General features: G+C 69.1%; 19 protein-coding genes. 8 read left to right on the forward strand and 11 right to left on the reverse strand.

What is annotated here, in order from left to right; all coding sequences use genetic code 11:
* Positions 1-21 precede the first annotated feature (21 nt).
* From SB754_RS17725 to SB754_RS17740, 4 genes are all read right to left on the reverse strand, one after another.
* Positions 22-1287, reverse strand: coding sequence for a sugar ABC transporter permease (locus SB754_RS17725; RefSeq protein WP_410783725.1), 1266 nt, complete (start codon positions 1285-1287; stop codon positions 22-24).
* On the reverse strand, positions 1284-2114 hold the full coding sequence (locus tag SB754_RS17730; RefSeq protein ID WP_410783966.1) for an ATP-binding cassette domain-containing protein: 831 nt from the start codon (positions 2112-2114) through the stop codon (positions 1284-1286). Before SB754_RS17730 ends, SB754_RS17725 begins: the two co-directional genes overlap by 4 nt.
* Before the next feature lie 143 nt (positions 2115-2257).
* Positions 2258-3373, reverse strand: coding sequence for a sugar ABC transporter substrate-binding protein (locus tag SB754_RS17735; RefSeq protein WP_410783726.1), 1116 nt, complete (start codon positions 3371-3373; stop codon positions 2258-2260).
* A gap of 138 nt (positions 3374-3511) precedes the next feature.
* Positions 3512-4693: an ROK family protein gene (locus SB754_RS17740; RefSeq protein WP_410783727.1), complete on the reverse strand. Its 1182-nt coding sequence runs from the start codon at positions 4691-4693 to the stop codon at positions 3512-3514.
* A gap of 107 nt (positions 4694-4800) precedes the next feature.
* Between SB754_RS17740 and SB754_RS17745 the strand changes: the two genes are divergently transcribed.
* Positions 4801-5187 (forward strand): hypothetical protein, encoded by a 387-nt coding sequence (locus SB754_RS17745; protein WP_410783728.1) that lies wholly within the window; start codon positions 4801-4803, stop codon positions 5185-5187.
* A gap of 32 nt (positions 5188-5219) precedes the next feature.
* Positions 5220-6476, forward strand: a complete 1257-nt coding sequence (locus SB754_RS17750) for an FAD-dependent oxidoreductase (protein ID WP_410783729.1) — start codon at positions 5220-5222, stop codon at positions 6474-6476.
* 4 nt (positions 6477-6480) lie between these two features.
* On the opposite strand, the gene SB754_RS17755 is transcribed toward SB754_RS17750, so the two are convergent.
* The 3 genes from SB754_RS17755 to SB754_RS17765 all read right to left on the reverse strand — a co-directional run bounded on the left by SB754_RS17755 (position 6481) and on the right by SB754_RS17765 (position 8780).
* Complete coding sequence (locus tag SB754_RS17755) at positions 6481-6879, reverse strand: DUF1304 domain-containing protein (protein WP_410783730.1); 399 nt, start codon at positions 6877-6879, stop codon at positions 6481-6483.
* A 39-nt stretch (positions 6880-6918) separates the two neighbouring features.
* Positions 6919-7941: an MDR family oxidoreductase gene (locus SB754_RS17760; RefSeq protein ID WP_410783731.1), complete on the reverse strand. Its 1023-nt coding sequence runs from the start codon at positions 7939-7941 to the stop codon at positions 6919-6921.
* A 62-nt stretch (positions 7942-8003) separates the two neighbouring features.
* Complete coding sequence (locus SB754_RS17765) at positions 8004-8780, reverse strand: isocitrate lyase/phosphoenolpyruvate mutase family protein (RefSeq protein ID WP_410783732.1); 777 nt, start codon at positions 8778-8780, stop codon at positions 8004-8006.
* 46 nt (positions 8781-8826) lie between these two features.
* Here SB754_RS17765 and SB754_RS17770 point away from each other — a divergent pair, with 46 nt between their 5' ends.
* The gene (locus SB754_RS17770) at positions 8827-10251 is read left to right on the forward strand and encodes an LssY C-terminal domain-containing protein (protein WP_410783733.1); all 1425 of its coding nucleotides are present in this window, start codon (positions 8827-8829) and stop codon (positions 10249-10251) included.
* A gap of 50 nt (positions 10252-10301) precedes the next feature.
* Here the strand turns inward: SB754_RS17770 and SB754_RS17775 are convergent, their stop codons facing one another.
* Positions 10302-11897, reverse strand: a complete 1596-nt coding sequence (locus SB754_RS17775) for a cation:proton antiporter (RefSeq protein ID WP_410783734.1) — start codon at positions 11895-11897, stop codon at positions 10302-10304.
* 94 nt (positions 11898-11991) lie between these two features.
* Positions 11992-12879, reverse strand: coding sequence for a rhodanese-related sulfurtransferase (locus SB754_RS17780; protein WP_410783735.1), 888 nt, complete (start codon positions 12877-12879; stop codon positions 11992-11994).
* A gap of 149 nt (positions 12880-13028) precedes the next feature.
* Between SB754_RS17780 and SB754_RS17785 the strand changes: the two genes are divergently transcribed.
* On the forward strand, positions 13029-13802 hold the full coding sequence (locus SB754_RS17785; protein ID WP_410783736.1) for a polyprenol monophosphomannose synthase: 774 nt from the start codon (positions 13029-13031) through the stop codon (positions 13800-13802).
* 9 nt (positions 13803-13811) lie between these two features.
* Positions 13812-14342: a YbhB/YbcL family Raf kinase inhibitor-like protein gene (locus SB754_RS17790; protein WP_410783737.1), complete on the forward strand. Its 531-nt coding sequence runs from the start codon at positions 13812-13814 to the stop codon at positions 14340-14342.
* 12 nt (positions 14343-14354) lie between these two features.
* Here SB754_RS17790 and SB754_RS17795 read toward each other — a convergent pair whose 3' ends face one another.
* The gene (locus SB754_RS17795) at positions 14355-14993 is read right to left on the reverse strand and encodes a LysE family translocator (protein WP_410783738.1); all 639 of its coding nucleotides are present in this window, start codon (positions 14991-14993) and stop codon (positions 14355-14357) included.
* A 31-nt stretch (positions 14994-15024) separates the two neighbouring features.
* On the opposite strand from SB754_RS17795, the gene SB754_RS17800 reads away from it, so the two are divergent.
* Genes SB754_RS17800 through SB754_RS17810 form a run of 3 tightly spaced genes read left to right on the forward strand, consistent with a single transcriptional unit; the run spans position 15025 to position 18684 of the window.
* A complete protein-coding gene (locus tag SB754_RS17800; protein ID WP_410783739.1) occupies positions 15025-16596 on the forward strand; it encodes an MmgE/PrpD family protein in 1572 nt (523 codons plus the stop codon).
* Complete coding sequence (gene prpB, locus SB754_RS17805; RefSeq protein WP_410783740.1) at positions 16597-17496, forward strand: methylisocitrate lyase; 900 nt, start codon at positions 16597-16599, stop codon at positions 17494-17496. It abuts the gene before it with no gap.
* 60 nt (positions 17497-17556) lie between these two features.
* Entirely contained in the window at positions 17557-18684 is a 1128-nt protein-coding gene (locus tag SB754_RS17810) for a bifunctional 2-methylcitrate synthase/citrate synthase (RefSeq protein ID WP_410783741.1), read from the forward strand.
* Between the two features lie 29 nt (positions 18685-18713).
* Here SB754_RS17810 and SB754_RS17815 read toward each other — a convergent pair whose 3' ends face one another.
* The gene (locus tag SB754_RS17815) at positions 18714-19898 is read right to left on the reverse strand and encodes an acetyl-CoA C-acetyltransferase (RefSeq protein WP_410783742.1); all 1185 of its coding nucleotides are present in this window, start codon (positions 19896-19898) and stop codon (positions 18714-18716) included.
* Positions 19899-19933 lie beyond the last annotated feature (35 nt).

Consider the following 19933-nt stretch of genomic DNA (forward strand, 5'->3'; position numbering starts at 1 on the left):
CGGAGGACGGGACCGGAGTCCCTAGGCTTGGCCGTGCGACTCCCGCGAGCGGCGCGACAGCGAGTCGATGATGACCGCGAGCAGCAGCACCGCGCCGGTGATCATGAAGCGGTACGACGAGTCCAGGTTCATCAGCGTCAGGCCGTTCGAGATCGACTGGATGACCAGGATGCCGAGCAGCGCCGACCACGCCGAACCACGTCCGCCGAAGAGGCTCGTGCCGCCGATGACCGCAGCCGCGATGGCGTTCAGGTTGGTGTCCGTGCCTCCAGACGACGCGCTCACCGAGGCGAGGCGGGCGGCGGCGAGGATCCCGCCGACAGCGGCGAAGGTCGACGTCAGGATGAACACGCTGATGAACACGCGATTCACCTTGATGCCGGCGCGGCGGGCCGCCTCGACCGAGCCGCCGACGGCGAACACCGAACGTCCCCAGCGGGTGCGCGTGAGGAAGAAGTTCATCACGATCACCAGCACCACGAAGAAGAGGAACATCGCGCCGGTGCCGCGGTCGGTGGACAGATACCACACGCTGATGCAGAGGCCCACGAGCAGGAGGGCCGCCTTGATCAGGACGATGGACATCGACCCCTCGGAGAGCCCTGCGCTGCGTCGCCGGACGTTGCGGCGCCAGTCCGAGAAGAACATCGCGCCGGCCGCGATCACCGCGAGCGCGTACGCCGCCCAGGGCGGGAGGAACCACTGCTGCGCGAACTGCACGATCCACGAGTCGTATGGCAGGTTGATCGAGCTGTTCGGCCCGAGGATCCACAGCTGGAGGCCGAGGAAGCCGAGCAGACCGGCCAGCGTGATCACGAAGCTCGGCACGCCGAACCGGGTGAACAGGAAGCCGTAGAGCAGGCCGATCGCCGATCCGGCCAGGATGGCGACGATCAGCGTGAGCCAGAGCGGCCAGTGCAGCTGCGTAAAGCCGACGCCGAGGATGGCCGCCGCCACACCGCTGACCGAGCCGACGGACAGGTCGATCTGGCCGAGCAGCAGCACCAGGACGATTCCGATCGAGATCGTTCCGATGGCCGCGCACTGCAGGGTCAGGTTGACCAGGTTATTGGCGCTGAGGAAGTTGGGATTGAGGATCTGGAAGACGACCCAGATCACCACCAGGCCGATGACGACCGGGAGCGATCCGAGGTCTCCGCCGCGTACCCGGCGGCCGAACGCGCGGACCGCGCCGCCCAGTCCTTCGTCGCGGATGAGCCGCTCGTCCTGGAGGTCGGCCGCGAGTTCGGCCGGGGTCTCGGGCGCCTGGGGCGCTGTCTTGCTCATGCTTCCGGGCTCCGTTCGGTGGATTCTTCGGCCTCCATCAACCGCTCGGCGCGGCGCACCACGACGTTGTCGGTCGCGCCGGTGATGGCGGAGATGATGTCCTCGTAGCTGACGTCCGGCACGCGGAAGTCGCCGTTGTTGCGTCCGAGCCGCAGCACGGCCACCCGGTCGGCGACCGCCTGCACGTCCGCCATGTTGTGGCTGATCAGGATGACGCCCAGCCCGCGCTCGCGGAGGCGCTCGATGAGGTTCAGCACCTCGGCGGTCTGCGCGACACCGAGTGCGGCGGTCGGCTCGTCGAGGATGACGACCCGGGGGTCGCCGATCAGGGAGCGGGCGATCGCGACGGTCTGCCGCTGGCCGCCGGAGAGCGACGCGACGGCGATGCGGACGGAGGGGATGCGCGCGGAGAGCTGCCGCAGCAGGCTCCAGGAGCGCTTCTCCATCTCCTCCTCGTCGAGCGTCCCCTTGCTGATCTCGCGCCCGAGGAACAGGTTCGAGACGACGTCGAGGTTGTCGCAGAGGGCGAGGTCCTGGAAGACGGTCGCGATGCCGAGTTCGCGGGAGGCCGCCGGCGAGGGGATGTTCACCACCTGACCGTCGAACTCGATGGTGCCCGCGTCCTGCGGGTGCACTCCGGCGAGGATCTTGACGAGCGTCGACTTGCCGGCGCCGTTGTCGCCGACGAGGGCGACGACTTCGCCGGGGTAGACGTCGAGGTGGATGTCGGTGAGCGCTTGGACGGCGCCGAAGCCTTTCGAGACCCCGCGGAGCGAGAGGACGGGGCGGCGGTCCGACCGCTGCTCGTCCACGATGGCGGATTCCATGGTCACGGCGTTCTCCTTCGAGCTGTGCGCAGCATGCTTCCTGTTCTCAGGGTAGAGCGGAATGGGGTGTTCTGAACTGCCCGGCCCGGGAGGCACCCTCTCGGGTGAGGGGCGCATCCCGGGCCGGGCGGTGTGAATCGGTGTTACTTGATGCCGTACTTGTCGCAGTCGGCCTTGTAGTCCGCGGTGCAGATCTGAGAGGCGGAGTTCGGACCGTAGAACTCGTCCTTCACCACCGTGCTCTCGATGTTGTCCGTCGTGACCGCGACCGGCGTGAGCAGGAACGACTGGATCGCCGCGCCCCCCGCGGTGTTGACCGTGGTGTCGCCCTTCGGCTTGTCGCCCTTGGTCAGGTCGACCGCCAGCTCAGCAGCCTTCTCGGCCTCCGGCTTCAGCGCCTTGTAGACGGTCATGTACTGGTCGCCGGCGAGGATCCGCTGGATGCCCGCGAGCTCGGCGTCCTGTCCGGTGACCGGGGGGAGCGGGCTCAGGTTGGCCGCCTTCATGGCCGCGATGGCGCCGCCGCCGGTACCGTCATTTGCCGCGTACACGCCCTTGATCTGGTCCTTGAACTGCGAGACCTGGCCGGACACCCAGTCCTGGGCCTTGGCGGGGTCCCATCCGGGGGTGTCGAACTCGGCCAGCACCTTGTAGCCGCTGGAGTCGATGACGCTGTGCGCGCCCTTCTTGAACAGGGTGGCGTTGTTGTCGGTCGGCGAGCCGTTGACCATCAGGATGCCGGCGCCGGAAGCGACACCGTCCTTCTTCAGCTTGTCGACGAGTGCCTGGCCCTGCAGCTTTCCGACCTTCTCGTTGTCGAACGAGATGTAGTAGTTGCTGTCGGGGCTGTTGATCAGGCGGTCGTAGGAGATGACGGGAACGTTCTTGGCCTTGGCCTCTCCGACGATGGAGGCGGCGGCCTCACCGTCGAACGGGTCGAGGACGAGGACCTTGACACCCTGGGTCAGCATGGATTCCGCCTGCTGCTGCTGCTTGCTGGCGTCACCGTCCGCATTCGCGTAGAGGACCTTGCAGCCGGAGCAGAGGTCCTTGACCTTCGCCTCGAAGTACGGCTTGTCCGCCGCCTCATAGCGGGCGGTGACGGAGTCGGGCAGCAGGAGGCCGATCGATGCGCTCGAGGCATCCTTGGTGCTCGAGCCGGAGCTGTTGCCGGAACCGTTGGAACACGCTGTGAGGGATAGGGCTGTGAGCAGGATCGCGGCCGACGCGATGACCCCTCTCTTGGTGGCGATCTTCATTGAAAAACCTCCGATTCGGAACCGCCTTCGTTGGCGGCTGGGTTGAGTGTGCCAGGTGGGGCTTTTGGCGTCAAGACTTGAAGCCAACCGATTGAGTAACGGTTCGCGCCCGATTCGGGGGACACCGTGCAAGCGCGATCAGTAGGAGACGCCGCCGGAGGTGATCGACACGCAGTCCACGGCGTATGCGACGGCCCCCAGGGCGGCCGCGCGCGTGCCGAGCTGGCCCTGGACGATGTCGGGCATGAGGTCCGGATTGACGATGATCGATCGCTCCACAGCGTGCCGCATCGGGCCGAGCAGCAACTCCCCGGCACGTGCGAGTTCGCCGCCGACGACGACCCGTTCCGGATCGAGCAGGTTGCACAGGTTGGCGGTGGCCACGCCGATGTGGCGGCCCGCGTCCGCGATCGCCCGGATGCAGCGCGCGTCGCCCGCCATCGCCTGCAGCACCACGTCGCCGAGCTTGAGACTTCCGAGGTGGTCGCGCAGCTCGTCCAGGATGGCGGGGCCGCCGGCGAGCGCCTCCAGGCATCCCCGGTTTCCGCAGCGGCAGAGCGGCCCGTTCTCACGGATCGTGGTGTGGCCGAACTCGCCGGCGACGCCGTGATTGCCCCGGTAGATCTGGCCGTTCAGCAGCAGACCGGCTCCGATCCCGTCGCCGATGTCCAGCGTGATCGTGTTCCGCTTGCCGCGGCCCGCGCCGAACCGGGACTCCCCGAGGGCGCCGAGATTGGCGGAGTTGTCGATGAAGACCGGTCGTTTGACGCGCCGCTCCATGGACTCCGCGACCACCACGCCGTCCCAGCCGCGCATGATGCCGCTGCGCGCGATGGTGCCCGTCGCCCGGTCGATCGGGGCGGGGAGGGCGATGCCGACGGCGAGCAGGTCGTCGCGGGAGGCATCCACCGACTCCAGCATGTCGTTCAGCAGCAGGGACACTTTGTCGAGTTCGTTGTCCGCCCGGTGGTCGCGCGCCAGGGGCATGTGGTTCTCGGCGACGACGGTGTGCGCGACATCCGCCAGGGCGACCCGGAGGTGCCGGGTCGAGAAGTGGACGCCGACCACCAGTCCGAGCGCGTGCGCCAGGGTCACATGCTGGGCGCGGCGGCCGGAGCGGATGCTCTGCGCGGTGTGCAGGACGCCGGAGGTGGAGAGCTCCTTGACGATGTTGGAAACCGTTGCGGGGGAGAGCCCAGTGGCACCGGCGAGCTCGACCTGCGTCAGCCCCCCGTGCTTCTTGATGGCGTCGACGATGCGGGCTCGGTTGGCTTCACGAAGTGAAGTCTGCGAACCCGGAGTTCGTCGCTGCGTTGCCACGACGAGAAGGATACATGCCGGAGCAGGGACCCCATCTCTTTCTGAATGTGATGGCTTTGTGAGCTTCCTATGACCCGTTGGGGCGGTCGGCTTGGCAGGATAGACCTATGGCCGACCTGCACGTTCACCCCGACCGCTTGGAGATCCGCCTCACGCGGGCCGAGAGGGTGCTGGCCATGAAGCGCGACGACCTGGTGGTCCCCCGCGACAGCATCCGCTCCGTCGCCATCACCGAGGACCCGTGGATCTGGATCCGCGGCATCCGGGCGCCCGGTGCCGCAGTGCCGCTCACCCTGTCGCTCGGCACCTGGAAGTTCCACGGAGGAAAGGACTTCCTGCTCATCAAGGGCAAGCAGCGTGCCGCCGTCGTCATCGACCTCGACGGCGAGGAGTATTCGCGCATCATCGTCTCCACGCCCCACGCCGCTCGGCTGGTGGAGGCGCTGCGCGTCGACGGAAGCGAGCTGGCCGCCGAGGGCGGCGTCATCGACTGACAGGTCGCGGCGATCACGAACAGGACGACACCATGGAGACGCTGAACAGCACGTGCGTCATCTCCGGGGGCGGACCTGCCGGGATGATGCTCGGACTGATCCTCGCGCGCAACGGTGTGGAGGTGGTGGTCGTCGAGAAGCACGCCGACTTCTTCCGCGACTTCCGCGGCGACACCATCCACCCGTCCACCGTGGGCGTCCTCGGCGAACTCGGGCTGCGCGAGCGGTTCCTCGGCCTGCCGCACACGGGGATCCGGGCGCTCGACGTGGTCGTGAACGGCAACCGCCTCCACCCGATCGACTTCCGCCGTCTCGGAGCGCCGAACGACTTCCTCGTTCTGGCGCCGCAGTGGGACTTCCTCACCTTCCTTGCGGAGGAGGCCCGGCAGCACACGAACTTCCGGCTGCTGATGCAGACGGAGGCCACCGCCCTCCTCCACGAGGCCGGTGCCGTGCGCGGGATCGTCGCACGCGGGCCGGACGGCGACCTCGAGATCCGGGGGCGGCTGGTGGTCGCGGCGGACGGCCGCGCTTCGGCGCTCCGCCAGCAGGCGGGACTGCGCCCGCGGAGCTTCGGTGTGCCGATCGACGTGCTCTGGTTCCGCCTGCCGAAACCGGGCGACCTCCCTCCGCACACGCTCGCCTACGTGGGCGGAGGCGGGATGGTGGTCACCATCGAACGCCAGGACTACGTGCAGGTGGGGCTGATCATCCGCAAAGGCGGGTTCGGCGAGCTGCACGATGCGGGCCTTGAGGCCTTCCGGAAGGCGGTGACGGGCGCCGCGCCCCACCTGAAGACGGCCCTGGAGAGCATCACCGACTGGGAGGAGATCAAGCTGCTGAGCGTGCAGATCGACCGGCTGCCGAGATGGTTCCGGCACGGCTTCCTGGCGATCGGGGATGCGGCGCACGCGATGTCGCCGGCCTTCGGCGTCGGCGTGAACTACGCGGTGCAGGATGCGGTGGCGACGGCCAACGCTCTGACGGAGACGCTCCGCGAGTTGGGCCCGGTCGATGCACGTGGGACGGGGCCGGTCGGTGACGTCGACCTCCGGCTCCTCGAGGGGATCCAGCGCAGACGGATGCCTGCGGTGGCCGGCATGCAGCGCATCCAGCTCGCGGCGCACCGGTTCATCTCCCGGCCGGAGGGTGTCCGGCTGCTGCCGGAGCCGATGCCCGCTCCCCAGCGGGCGGCGCTCGCCGCGGTCACGCCGGGGATGCAGTGGATGAGTTCGCGGCTGATCGGGCGGGGGCTGCGGCCGGAGTCGGTGGCGCCGGAGCTGCGCTGACCGTTCAGCGTTCGCCGTTCGCGAAGCCGATGAGCAGCAGCACCAGCCCGATGAGCGGCAGGATGCCCTGGATGATCGCCGGGCGGATGTACCCGCGGCCCGTGGTCGTCAGCACGACGGCCGCCGCGATCATGCTGGCCGCCGCGAAGATGATGAGGGCCAGCCCTGCGGCGTGCTGGCCCACCCCATAGAGAATGAGGCCGACGACCGCGCCGATCGCCAGGAACAGGTTGTAGAAGCCCTGGTTGTAGGCCATCGGACGCACGGTGTCCGCCGCCTGCTGGCTCTCGACGTTGAAACGACGCCAGACCGCGGGGCGCGTCCAGGCCACGCTCTCCATGAAGAAGATGGCGACGTGGAGGGCGGCGGCGAGGGTGACCACGACGGTGGCGAGCACGATCATGGCGTCAGCATACCGAGGGGTCTGCCCGCGGCCGGCGATTCAGGCGCGGACGTCGACCACCGTGCGGCCGCGCAGCCGGCCGGCCAGGATGTCGTCGGCTGCCGGGATCGCCTCCGCCAGCGGGATGAACCGCGTCATGGCGGCGAGCGACTCCTCGTCGAGGTCGGTGGCGAGGCGGCGCCAGGCGGTCTCGCGCAACGCCGCAGGGGCCTCCACCGAGTTGATGCCGACCAGGGTGACGGCGCGCAGGATGAACGGGAGAACGGTCGCCGGGAGGTCTGGACCCTGCGCGAGCCCGCAGGCGGCGACCACACCGCCGTACCGGGTCTGCGCGAGCACATTCGCGAGCGTCTGGCTGCCGACCGAGTCGATCGCGCCGGCCCAGCGCTGGGACTGCATCGGCTTTCCGGGGGAGTCGAGCTCCGACCGGTCGATGATCGTGGAGGCGCCGAGGTCGGTGAGGTAGTCGCGCACATCGTCTGCGCGACCGGTGGAGGCTGTAACCGGGTATCCAAGTTTCGCCAGCAGGGCCACGGCGACGGAACCGACGCCACCGGCCGCTCCCGTGACGAGGATGCTGCTCCCGCTCTCGGCGACCGCAACAGGGTCCACGCCGTTCCGCTCGAGAGCCAGCACCGCCAGCATCGCGGTGAACCCGGCCGTGCCGACCGCCGCCGCCTGCTCCGAGGTGAGCTGATCCGGGATGCGGACCAGGGCGTCCCCGTCGACCCGGGCCTTCTCTGCGAGCCCGCCATGGTGCGACTCGCCGAGACCGGCGCCGTTGAGCACGACGCGGTCGCCCGGCTGCCAGCGCGGGTCGAGAGAATGCTGAACGGTGCCGACGACGTCGATGCCGGGAATGAGCGGCGAGGTGCGCGCCACCCCCGGCCGGCCGGCGATCGCCAGGCCGTCCTTGTAGTTGAGGTCCGAGAACTCCACCGCGATCGTCACGTCGCCGGGCATCAGGAACGCGTCCGTCACCCTCCGCAGCTCGGCGTCGTGGGCGGTGATCCGCCCGCCGTCGGTTCGCTGCTCGATCACGATGGCGCGGAAGTCGCTCATGGCCTCACCCTACGCCGGGCGCCAGTCGGGTCCGCTTCGTCGAGTCGCCTCCGTCGGCCGGCTCAGTTGAGCTGTTGGGTCCCCAGCGGCAGCTCGCCGCCCGCGTAGAGCTCGAGCGCGCTGTTCCGGAGGGCGGTCAGCGCGACCCGCTGCGACCACGGTCCGTACGAGACGCGGGCGACGCCCAGCTCCTGCAGCCGTCCGGGGGCCACGGATCCCGGGACGGCGATGACGCTGAGTTTGCGCTCGCCGAGGCCGCCGACGAGTCGGCGCACCGTGCGCTCGTCGAACCTGCCGGGGACGAAGACGCAGGTCGCGCCGGCGTCGAGGAAAGCCCGGCCGCGCCTGATGGCCTCCTCGATCTTCTCGTTGTCGGTCGGGTAGGCATTCCGGACGAAGACGTCGGTGCGCGCGTTCAGCGCGAAGGGAACGCCTTCGGCCTCGGCGGCTGCGACGGCGGCCCGGACCTGGTCCACCGCCTCGTCGAACGGGCGCATCCTGTCCTCGAGGTTCGCGCCGACGACGCCGACGCCGATGGCGCGCCGGATCGTCTCGCCGGCGTCGCCGTACCCGCTCTCCAGGTCGGCGCTGACCGGGAGGTCGGTCACCCGCACGATGCGCCCCACCATGTCGAGCATGAGGTCGAGCGGGATGTTCTCGCCGTCTTCGTAGCCCAGCGTCGCCGCGATGGAGTGACTGGCCGTCGCGAGTGCGCGGGTGTCGGGAAGGTCGGCGATGACGCGTGCGCTGACGGCATCCCAGACGTTGACCACCTGGAGGAGCTCTGGCGATTCGTGCAGCCGGCGGAGTTCGGCGCCGCGGGCCTGGATGCTGTTCATGAGCCCACCCTACGGTGCGGGAGTCGATGGGCTCTAGGATGGCGCCATGGCCCGCACGGGGGAGCCGCAGGACGTGCCGAAGAGCCGGTCGGCGACGCGCCGCCATGCCTCCCGCAGCACGGTCGTCGACTACGTCTTCTTCGTGTTCGGTGGCCTCTCGGCCGTCTGGCTGGCCTGGCTCGTCCTGACGGAGAGCTTCGAGTGGGGATGGTTCCTCATCCTGTTCTTCGTGGTCTTCTGGATCGTGCTCGCGTACCTGGTACTGCCGCGGCTGCACCGCATCCTGACCGAGATCTACGTCCCCGACTACTTCATCGGCCGTGCGCGCACGAGCGATGGACTGCTGGGCGACCCCATCAACCTGGCGCTGCTCGGCTCGGAGGCGCAGCTCGACGACGCCATGCGGGAGGCCGGCTGGACGCGCGCGGACGACGTCACGCTGCGCTCCAGCGGGCGCATCATCACGTCGACCCTGGTGCGGCGCAGCTACGACGAGGCGCCGGTGAGTCCGCTGTTCTTGTTCGGACGCCAGCAGGATGTGGCGTACCAGCAGGAGGTGAAGGGCAACCCCGCGAAGCGGCACCACGTGCGGTTCTGGCGCTGCCCGGACGGCTGGCTGCTGCCGGGAGGGCACCGCGTGGACTGGCTGGCCGCCGGGACGTTCGACCGCTCGGTGGGCTTCTCCCTGTTCACCCTGCAGATCACGCACAAGATCGACGCGAACACGGACATCGAGCGGGACCACATCGTCTCGACCCTCCTGGCGGCGGACGTCGGCGTCGGGGTGAGCGTGATCAGGGACTTCTCGACGGGCTACCACTCGCGGAACGGGGGAGGCGACAGCATCGAGACGGACGGCGACCTCCCGATCGTCGATCTCAGCGCGGTGGTGGTGGATGCCCGGGGCGCGACGGTGGCGGCTGACGCGGACGCACGCCGGCTCGCGCTGCAGGAGCGCCGCCCGGTGCCGACCACGCTCGGCGTGCTGCTGATGGTGCTCAGAATCCTGGCCGGCGTCGGCTACATCGTGCTGAACGTGTTGGACTGGCATAGGTTCGTCGACTCGGAGCTCGCCTCCGAGGCGGTGCCACCGGATCAGCAGGCCGTCGTGAGTGTGGCGCTCGGCGTCTTCATGGGTGTCTTCGCCGCGGGGCTGGTGCTGTACTTCCTGCTCGCCCTGCTGATCTTCTTCGGCAGCAACTGGGCGCGGATCGCGGCGATGTCGTACAGCAGCCTGATCATCGTGTTCTCGGCCATCGACTTCTTCAACGGCGGCCCGCAGGTGTCGCTGAAGAACAACCTCCTGGGGCTGGCTCTCGACATCCTCGTGGTGCTCGCCCTCTCGTCGAAGCGGTCGCGGTTGTGGGCGCGCCGCCCCCGGGAGCAGCGCGGTCGCCGTGGGGGGTTCGCGCCGTCGGCGGCGCTTCTGGCCGCGGTGGACGCGCCGAGCGACGACACGACGGTTCGCTGACACGGCGTGCCGCTGACACGGCGTGCGCTGACAGGGCGTGCCGCTGACGGTCACATCAGCGACTTCTTCCCGTCGGCGCCGCCCGCTTTGAGGGCGGACTCCTCCGCGTCCAGGAACGCGAGCACAGATCGCACCGCGGGCTCCTGGTACCGGCCTTCGGCGCGCGCCTCCAGGACCGCCTGCCGCTCCGCGACGATCATCGTCCGCCGGAGCCGCCGGTATTCGAGGGGCAGGTCGGCCGATTCGTCCGGCGACGGGTTCTCTAGTGCGTCCGACAGGAAGAGCGCGTTGATCCGCAGCCGCTCGATCACCCGATCGTCTTCGTCGCCGGTGACCTGGGACTCGAGATGCTCCAACCCGGCCGACTGGGCTTCGGCCAGCAGGCGCTGCATCTCGCTCGCCTCCTGAGCGAAGTCGGGAGGCGGCAGTTTGAGCCGGCGGATGACCCACGGCAGTGCCAGTCCTTCGAGCAGCGTCGCAACGACCACCACGAATGCCAGGAACTGCAGGAACTCGCGATGCGGCGTCTGGCCCGGAAGCAGGAAGACGGCCGCCAACGTCACCACGCCACGGATACCGGCGAAGGACACGGCGATGCCCGTCGGCCACGACCAGCCGCGCTCCCGGAGCCGCCGCGGACCGTACCGGTAGAGGGTGGTCGTCCCGATCATCCAGAGGAAACGTGCGCCGAAGATCGCGACGAGCACCACGATGCTGATGATGATCGTCTGCGGCACGGTGATCCCCGAGGTGAAAGCTCCCGTCAGGATCGAGCGGAGCTCCAGACCGATGAAGAGGAAGACGGCGTTCTCGAGAAGGAAGCTGATCGTGCGCCAGTTGATCGTCTCGGCGATGCGGGCCTCGGCCGTCTGGATGGTCGGCGATCGGTAGCCGAGGTACAGGCCGGCCACCACCACGGAGAGGATGCCCGACCCGTGGAGGAACTGCGAGGGGATGAACGCCAGGTAGGGAGTGACGAGCGCCAGGGAGGTGTCGAGCACCGGCGACCGCAACTGCTTGCGGATCAGTGCGAGCAGCAGACCGACCGCGATGCCCACGCCGATTCCCACCACGACGGCGAGGACGAAGTCGCCGCCGACGGCCACCGGGTTCACGACGCTGACGATCGCCGCGATGCTCGCGTTCAGGGCGACCAGCGCGGTGGCGTCGTTGAGCAGGCTTTCGCCTTCGAGCACTGTGACGAGTCGCCGGGGGAGCCGCACGCGACCGGCGATGGCCTGGACGGCGACGGTGTCCGTGGGCGCGACGACGGCGCCGAAGGCGAATGCCGCGGCCAGGGTGATGGCCGGGACGACGAGATAGGTGGCCATCCCGACGACGAACACGGTGAACGCGACCAGGCCGACCGAGAGCAGGAGGATGCCGTCGCGCCTGGCCCGCACGTCGACGATGGACGTCTGGATGGCCGCTGCGAAGAGCAGCGGCGGGAGCAGACCGAAGAGGACGACCTCCGGCTCCAGAGCGACCTGCGGCACACCGGGGACGAACGACGCGGCCGCACCCACCACGACCAGCACGACGGGCGCGGACCAGCCGACCCGCCGGGACAAGCCCGTGACGGTGACCGTGACGAGGACGAACGACACGATCCAGACGATGGTGGAGACCGGATCCATGCTGTTCATGATGGCGGCAACGCGAGGACCGCGCCAAGATTTCCCGCGAACGGTGGAGAAGCCGTTCGCCCTCAGCGATGTGGAGGAGTCGATTCCCGCTCGGTCAGCGGGCGTGGATGGCGCAGGCCGCCACGTCGCACGTCTCGCAGACGACCAGCTGCTCGCGGCAGCTCGGGTCGGCGCAGTTCCGCATCCTGCTGGTGGCGGCACCGCAGATCGCGCAGCGCCCGATGACCGCGGAGTGGTCGCTGAAGGCGAGCGACCCCCGGCCGTCGAAGACGTAGAGGGAGCCCTCCCAGAGCCCGTCGTCCCCGTACGCCTCGCCGTAGCGGGCGACGCCGCCCTCCAGCTGGTAGACCTCCTGGAAGCCGCGCGACACCATCAGCGACGAGAGCACCTCGCACCGGATGCCTCCCGTGCAGTAGGTCACCACCGGCCGGTCCTTGAGATGGTCGTACGCGCCGCTGTCCAGTGCCTCCACGAACTCCCGCGTGTGGGCGACGTCCGGCACGACGGCATCCCGGAACCGGCCGATCCCCGCTTCGAAGCGGTTGCGTCCGTCGAAGAACACCAGGTCGTCGCGCGTCTCAGCGAGCCGATGCAGTCCCTCCGGCGTCACCCGCCTCCCGCCGCCGACGACCCCGTCCGCGTCGACCTGCAGCTCGCCGGGAGCACCGAAGGAGACGATCTCGTCCCGCACCTTCACCGACAGCCGGGGGAAGTCGAGGCTCGCGTTGTCCGCATCCAGGCCGGATCCTTCGCTCCACTTCGCGTCGAGCTGCCGGAACGGGAGGTGCTCCTTCGTCACGCGGAGGTAGCGCTTCAGCGCGTCGAGCTCTCCGCCGAGTGTCGCGTTGATTCCCTGGTCGGAGATGAGAATGCGGCCCCGCAGGTTCAGCGCCTCGCACAGGGTCCGCTGCCACAGCCGGATGGCATCGGGATCGGGCAGTGGAGCGAACACGTAGTAGAGGATCACTTTCGGGACAGGCACCGCCTCATCGTAGGCGAGGCTATCCGCGACGCCCCGATCGTAGGATCGTGGAGCCTGTGAGCGCCGGAAGGGTCGTTCGCCTGCCGTTCAGACTGGTAGGACAGGGTGGGCGAGGGCCGTGAGGTGCGCCCCTGACAGAAAGGCGGGTTGTGCGAACCCTCGTCATCATCCCGACCTACAACGAGCGCGAGAACATCGGCTCGATCGTCGGACGCGTGCGCGCATCGGCTCCGGAGGTCGACGTCCTCGTCGTCGATGATGGCTCGCCGGATGGAACAGGCGAACTCGCCGACGCGCTGGCGGCGACGGACGCGAGCGTCCATGTGCTGCACCGCTCGGGCAAGGACGGGCTGGGGGCGGCCTACCGCGCCGGAATGGCCTGGGGCCTGGACGCCGGCTACGACGCCATCGTCGAGATGGATGCGGACGGCTCGCACCAGCCGGAGCAGCTCCCGCGCCTTCTCGGCGCACTGCGCGACGGTGGCGACTCCGGAGCGGATGTCGTGCTCGGATCCCGCTGGGTGGAGGGTGGAGGCGTGGTCAACTGGCCGTCGCACCGCCGGCTGATCTCGCGGGGCGGCAGCGCGTACTCGCGCATCGCTTTGGGGCTGCCCGTCCGGGATGTCACCGGTGGTTACCGCGCGTTCACCGCTGAGGCCCTGCGCACCTTGCGTTTTGACCGCACCGAGAGCCAGGGCTACTGCTTCCAGATCGACATGACCCGGCGTGCGTATGACGCGGGGCTCGTGATCGTCGAGGTGCCGATCACGTTCGTCGAGCGTGAGCGGGGCGCGTCCAAGATGGGCGGCGGGATCGTCGCGGAGGCCATGCTGCGTGTGACGCTGTGGGGGATCACCGGCCTTCCCCGGCGTTTCCGGAAGCGGACGCCCGCACGAACGGCGGAGCCGGTCGGCCGGGCGTAGCCTGGCGGCATGGCTGACGATCCTCTGGAGCGCTTCGGCGCCGTTCCCTCCTTCTCCGTGTCGAGCACGGACGTCACCGACGGCGAACCGCTCGCCCGTGCGCACTGGGCGGCCGACGCCGGCGGCGACGATGTCTCACCGCAGTTGTCGTGGTCCGGCTTCCCGGCCGAGACGAAGAGCTTCGCGGTGACGATCCACGATCCGGATGCGCCGACGGGCTCGGGGTTCTGGCACTGGGCGGTGTACAACATCCCGGTGTCGGTGACCGAGCTCCCGGCGAAGGCGGGCGCCGAGGGTGGCGGCAACCTCCCTCAGGGCGCCGCCATGCTCTCCAACGAGTTGCGGTCGAAGAGCTTCACGGGCGCTGCCCCGCCCCCAGGCACGGGCACCCACCGCTACGACATCGTCGTGCACGCCTTGGACGTGGAACGCCTCGACCTCGACCCGGAGTCGACACCGGCCGTCCTCGGCTTCACTGCTCACTTCCACACGCTGGCGCGCGCGGTGCTCGCTCCCGTGGCGACTGCCGGAGAGAGCTGAGGCCTCCCGCCGTCAGTGCTTGTTGCCGGTGAGCGCCAGCACGCCGCCGAGCCCGATCATCAGGACCCCGCCAGTCGCGCCCAGTCGCTCCACCCGCTTGGGCGAGCGCGCGAACCACTGCCGCGCGGTCCCTGCTGCCAGCGCCCAGGCGCTGTCGGAGACGAGTGCCAGCACGAGGAACACCACTCCCAGCTCGAACAGCTGGAGGGGGGCCGCGCCCGCGCGGGCGTCGACGAACTGGGGCAGGACCGCGACGAAGAAGACGAGCGACTTGGGGTTGGTCAGCCCGACCAGGAACCCTTCGCCGAGGATCCGCCACGGCGATCGCCGGGTCGGGGCCGCCTCGTGCGTCACGGCCGTGTGCCGCCGGTGCCGGATCGCCTGGACGCCGAGGTAGACGAGGTAGCCGGCGCCGAGGAACTTGATCATCGTGAAGAGCACGAGGGATTGCGCGATGATCGCGCCGATGCCCAGAGACACCGCGAGGATCAGCGGGAGCATCCCCATCGCGTTCCCGAGGACGCTCAGAAGTCCACCGGCGCGGCCGAGCGCCAGGGATCGGCCGATGACGAACAGCACGCTCGGACCGGGGATGATGATCAGCGCGATCGACGCGAGCGTGAACGCCAGCAGGGCGGGGCCAGGAACCATGAGCCGAGCGTAGGGGAGGTAGGTTCGTTACGTGAAGCTCCACAACGTTCGTGTGCACAGCAGCGAGGAGAACCTCGCCCGCCGGGATCAGCTGGCGTGGAAGATCGCAGAGGTCGCAACCGATCCCGTGGAGGTCGATGCGGAGGTCGCCGACATGGTGATCAATCGCGTGATCGACAACGCCGCCGTCGCTGCGGCATCCCTCACGCGCCGCCCTGTCGTCTCGGCCCGCGCGCAGGCGCTGGCGCACCCGATCCCGTCTCGGCAGCTGCAGGAGCTGACCGATTCGGCCGACCACCCGCAGGACGGCTCGACCGTCTTCGGAGAATGGCCGTCGACGCGCGTCTCGCCGGAGTGGGCGGCCTGGGCGAACGGCGTCGCCGTGCGCGAGCTGGACTACCACGACACCTTCCTGGCGGCGGAGTACTCGCATCCTGGTGACAACATCCCGCCCGTCACGGCGGTCGCCCAGCATGCGGCGCGCGCCTACGGCCTCACCGGTCGCGACCTCATCCGCGGCATCGCCACCGGCTACGAGATCCAGATCGACCTGGCCCGCGCGATCAGCCTCCACCGTCACAAGATCGATCACGTCGCGCACCTCGGCCCATCGGCCGCAGCCGGCATCGGCACACTGCTCGGCCTCTCCACTGAGACGATATTCCAGGCCGTCGGACAGGCGCTGCACACCACGACGGCCACGCGGCAGTCGCGGAAGGGCGAGATCTCGAGCTGGAAGGCGCACGCTCCCGCGTTCGCGGGCAAGATGGCCGTTGAGGCGATCGATCGGGCGCTGCGCGGGGAGACGAGCCCCACTCCGATCTACGAAGGCGAGGACGGCGTCATCGCCTGGATGCTCGATGGCCCGGACGCCTCGTATGACGTCCCTCTTCCGGAGCCCGGGGAGGCAAAACGGGCGATCCTCGACTCGTACACGAAGGAGCATTCCGCCGAGTACCAGGCGCAGGCGTGGATCGACCTCGCTCGCAAGCTGCACCGCGAGCACCCGGAGGCGGCCCATCCGGGCCGCGTGGAGAGCATCGTCATCCACACGTCGCATCACACGCACTACGTCATCGGCTCCGGCGCGAACGACCCGCAGAAGTACGACCCCACCGCGTCGCGCGAGACGCTCGACCACAGCATCCCGTACATCTTCACGGTCGCGCTTCAGGACGGCGGCTGGCATCACGTCGACTCGTATCTGCCGTCGCGTGCCGCGCGCCCGGAGACGGTGGAGCTGTGGGGCAAGGTGACCACCACCGAAGACCCCGAGTGGACGCGCCGGTACCACTCCACCCACCCGGGCGAGAAGGCGTTCGGCGGCCGTGTCGTCATCACGCTGGCGGACGGCAGCGTGATCGCGGATGAAATCGCGGTCGCCGACGCCCACCCGCTGGGTGCGCGGCCGTTCGTCCGGGCTGACTACGTGGCCAAGTTCCGCACCCTGGCGGCCGACGCACTGGAGGCCGACGAGATCGAGCGCTTCCTGACGCTCGCCGAACGCCTCCCCGAGTTGAGCGCTGCTGAGCTCGGCGCCCTCACCATCACCGCGCGTCCCGGCCTTCTTGCTGCCGTCCCCGCGCCGAAGGGATTGTTCTGAATGCTGTACTCCTCCATCCCGGCGCATCAGAAGCGCGCCGCGTTCCGCGCCCGTCTCGCTTCGGGTGAACTCGTCCGCATGCCCGGAGCGTTCAATCCTCTGAGCGCGCGGCTCATCGAGCGGAAGGGGTTCGAGGGCGTCTACATCTCGGGCGCCGTGCTCTCCGCCGACCTCGGCCTCCCGGACATCGGTCTGACCACGCAGACGGAGGTCGCCGGTCGTTCCGCGCAGATCGCACGGATGACGGACCTGCCTGCACTCGTCGACGCGGACACCGGCTTCGGGGAGCCGATGAACGTCGCTCGGACCGTTCAGGCCCTCGAAGACGCCGGTGTGGCCGGTCTTCATATCGAGGACCAGGTGAATCCGAAGCGCTGCGGCCACCTGGACGGCAAGCAGGTGGTCGACGAGGACACTGCTCTGAAGCGCATCCGCGCCGCCGTCGATGCGCGCCGGGACGAGAACCTGCTGATCATGGCCCGCACCGACATCCGAGCAGTGGAGGGCCTCGGCGCCGCGATCGACCGGGCGAAGGCGCTGGTCGACGCGGGCGCCGACGCCGTGTTCCCGGAGGCCATGGCCGACCTGTCCGAGTTCGAGGCCGTGCGTTCGGCGGTGGACGTCCCCGTCCTGGCGAACATGACGGAATTCGGGAAGAGCGAGCTCTTCACCGTCGATCAGCTCCGCGACGTCGGAGTCAACATCGTCATCTGGCCGGTCTCTCTCCTCCGCCTCGCGATGGGTGCCGCAGAGCGCGGTCTCGACCAGCTTCTGGGGTCGGGAACGCTGCAGCCGATGCTGGGCGAGATGCAGCATCGCGCCGATCTGTACGACCTGATTGACTACGAGGGATACAACGCGTTCGACACCTCGGTATACAACTTCGAGGTTCGTCGTTAGCGCCGGCCAGGCACGGTTCGACCGGAGCCCGTCCCTCCCACCAGCAGCGAAGGAGCTCACATGAACGACATCGAGATCCACAAGGGACTCGCCGGGGTCGTCGTGGACACGACGACCATCTCGTCCGTGAACCCCCAGACCAACTCCCTGCTCTACCGGGGTTACCCGGTCCAGGAGCTCGCGCGGCACTGCTCCTTCGAGGAGGTCGCGTACCTGTTGTGGCACGGCGAGCTGCCGAGCGACGACCAGCTCGTCGCCTTCGAGTCGCTCGAGCGCTCGTTGCGTCGCCTGGACGATCGCACCCGACGCGCTCTGGAGGACATCCCGGCGTCTGCGCACCCGATGGATGCGCTCCGCACGGCGGTCAGTCAGCTCGGCGGTCTCGACCCGACGCTGCAGCAGTCCGATGGCATCTTGGACCCCGAGCTGAACGAGAGCCGGGCTCTGTACCTGCTCGCCCAGCTGCCGACGATCGTCGCCTTCATTCAGCGCCGGCGGAGGGGGCTGGAGCCGATCGAACCCCGGGACGACCTGGACTACTCGCGCAACTTCCTCTGGCTCACCTTCGGAGAGGTTCCGGACGACGTGGTGGTCGACGCCTTCCGGGTGTCCCTCATCCTCTACGCGGAGCACTCGTTCAATGCCTCCACGTTCACCGCCCGCGTGATCGCCTCGACGCTGTCGGACGTGTACTCGGCGGTCACCGGTGCGATCGGCGCCCTGAAGGGGCCGCTGCACGGTGGTGCCAATGAAGCCGTCATGCACGCCTTCGACGAGATCGGCAGTGCCGACCGCGCCGCCGAATGGCTGGACTCCGCGCTCGCCGAGAAGCGGAAGATCATGGGCTTCGGCCACCGCGTCTACAAGAACGGCGACTCGCGCGTTCCGACCATGCGAGAGGCGTTGGTCACGCTCGTCGAGCACTACGACCGCCAGGACCTGCTCGACCTCTACGACGCTCTCGAGACCGCGATGGCGGAGCGGAAGAACATCAAGCCGAACCTCGACTATCCGTCGGGGCCGGCCTACAACCTGATGGGCTTCGACACGGAGACGTTCACGCCTTTGTTCGCAGCGGCTCGCGTTGCGGGCTGGACGGCGCACGTGTTCGAGCAGTACGCGGCGAACTCGCTGATCCGCCCTCTCTCGCAGTACACCGGCCCGGACGAGCGCCACCTGGACCGCTAGAGCGGCCGTAGGGCGAGCGCTGCCCGGACTCAGCGGTAGAGCAGCAGCGCGTCCCCCTGTCCGCCACCGCCGCAGAGCGCCACGGCCGCGCGCCCCGACCCGCGGCGCGCCAGTTCGTGTGCTGCATGGCCAGCCAGGCGCGCGCCCGAGGCCCCGATGGGGTGCCCCAGGGCGATCGCACCGCCGTGGATGTTCACCTTCGCCGGATCGAGTCCGAGGTCGGACATGGACTGAAGCGCGACGGCCGCGAACGCCTCGTTGATCTCGATCAGGTCGAGCTCGGACACGCTCCACCCGCCACGCCGCAGCGCCGCCTCGATGGCCCGCGACGGCTGCGAGTGCAGCGAGTTGTCCGGTCCGGCGACCTGCCCGCTTGCTCCGACGAGGGCGAGCCATGGCAGTCCCAGCCTCTCGGCGTTCTCCCGGCTGGTGAGCACGAGCGCCGCAGCGCCGTCGCTCAGCGGTGACGAGTTGCCCGCGGTGAGCGTGCCGTTCTGGGCGAAACTCGGGCGGAGTCGGGCGAGGGTCTCCGGGGTGGAATCCGGCCGCACGCCCTCGTCCACGCTGACGACGATGGGGTCGCCCTTGCGCTGCGGGATGCTGACGGGCGCGATCTCCGCGTCGAAGGTGCCGTCCGCCGCCGCGGCCCCGGCCCGCTGGTGCGACCGGGCCGCGAACTCGTCCTGCGCTTCGCGCCGCAGTCCCAGCTTCTCCGTGTACTTCTCGGTCGACGCCCCCATGGATTCTCCGTCGAAGGCGTCCGTCAGTCCATCGTGGGCGGCCGAGTCGAGCGCCTGGATCGAGCCGTAGTTCCAGCCGAGGCGCGACCCGGGAAGCACGTGCGGTGCGTTGGTCATCGACTCCTGACCTCCCGCAACCACGACCGTCGCTTCGCCCGTTCGGATGAGACGGGCCGCATCGATGACGGCCGCCAGACCGGAGAGGCAGACCTTGTTGATCGTCGTGGCCGGAACATCCCAGCCGATTCCCGCCCCGATCGCCGTCTGTCTGGCCGGATTCTGGCCGGCGCCCGCCTGCAGCACCTGGCCGAACAGCACCGTGTCGACCGCCTCTGCGTCGAGCCCGGAGCGTTCCAGCGCCTGCCGGACGGCCACCGTCCCGAGCTGGACGGCGCTCAACGAGGCGAGCGTCCCCTTGATCTTCCCCAGCGGCGTGCGGGCGGCGGACAGGATGACGACGTCGTCGGAACTCATGGGCTACTCCTTCGTGCCTGGTCCCTCCATTCTCA

The organism is Leifsonia sp. SIMBA_070 (assembly GCF_046534635.1).
Taxonomy (GTDB): Bacteria; Actinomycetota; Actinomycetes; order Actinomycetales; family Microbacteriaceae; genus Leifsonia.

What these genes read in the sequence shown, in the direction of transcription:
- SB754_RS17765 (WP_410783732.1), bottom strand. Translation starts at nt 8,780, where the DNA reads ATGAACAGCATCCAGGCCCGCGGCGCCGAACTCCGCCGGCTGCACGAA.
- SB754_RS17775 (WP_410783734.1), bottom strand. Translation starts at nt 11,897, where the DNA reads ATGAACAGCATGGATCCGGTCTCCACCATCGTCTGGATCGTGTCGTTC.
- SB754_RS17760 (WP_410783731.1), bottom strand. Translation starts at nt 7,941, where the DNA reads ATGAGCGACTTCCGCGCCATCGTGATCGAGCAGCGAACCGACGGCGGG.
- SB754_RS17815 (WP_410783742.1), bottom strand. Translation starts at nt 19,898, where the DNA reads ATGAGTTCCGACGACGTCGTCATCCTGTCCGCCGCCCGCACGCCGCTG.
- SB754_RS17770 (WP_410783733.1), top strand. Translation starts at nt 8,827, where the DNA reads ATGGCCCGCACGGGGGAGCCGCAGGACGTGCCGAAGAGCCGGTCGGCG.
- SB754_RS17750 (WP_410783729.1), top strand. Translation starts at nt 5,220, where the DNA reads ATGGAGACGCTGAACAGCACGTGCGTCATCTCCGGGGGCGGACCTGCC.
- SB754_RS17810 (WP_410783741.1), top strand. Translation starts at nt 17,557, where the DNA reads ATGAACGACATCGAGATCCACAAGGGACTCGCCGGGGTCGTCGTGGAC.
- prpB (WP_410783740.1), top strand. Translation starts at nt 16,597, where the DNA reads ATGCTGTACTCCTCCATCCCGGCGCATCAGAAGCGCGCCGCGTTCCGC.
- SB754_RS17790 (WP_410783737.1), top strand. Translation starts at nt 13,812, where the DNA reads ATGGCTGACGATCCTCTGGAGCGCTTCGGCGCCGTTCCCTCCTTCTCC.
- SB754_RS17725 (WP_410783725.1), bottom strand. Translation starts at nt 1,287, where the DNA reads ATGAGCAAGACAGCGCCCCAGGCGCCCGAGACCCCGGCCGAACTCGCG.
- SB754_RS17745 (WP_410783728.1), top strand. Translation starts at nt 4,801, where the DNA reads ATGGCCGACCTGCACGTTCACCCCGACCGCTTGGAGATCCGCCTCACG.
- SB754_RS17755 (WP_410783730.1), bottom strand. Translation starts at nt 6,879, where the DNA reads ATGATCGTGCTCGCCACCGTCGTGGTCACCCTCGCCGCCGCCCTCCAC.
- SB754_RS17795 (WP_410783738.1), bottom strand. Translation starts at nt 14,993, where the DNA reads ATGGTTCCTGGCCCCGCCCTGCTGGCGTTCACGCTCGCGTCGATCGCG.
- SB754_RS17735 (WP_410783726.1), bottom strand. Translation starts at nt 3,373, where the DNA reads ATGAAGATCGCCACCAAGAGAGGGGTCATCGCGTCGGCCGCGATCCTG.
- SB754_RS17730 (WP_410783966.1), bottom strand. Translation starts at nt 2,114, where the DNA reads ATGGAATCCGCCATCGTGGACGAGCAGCGGTCGGACCGCCGCCCCGTC.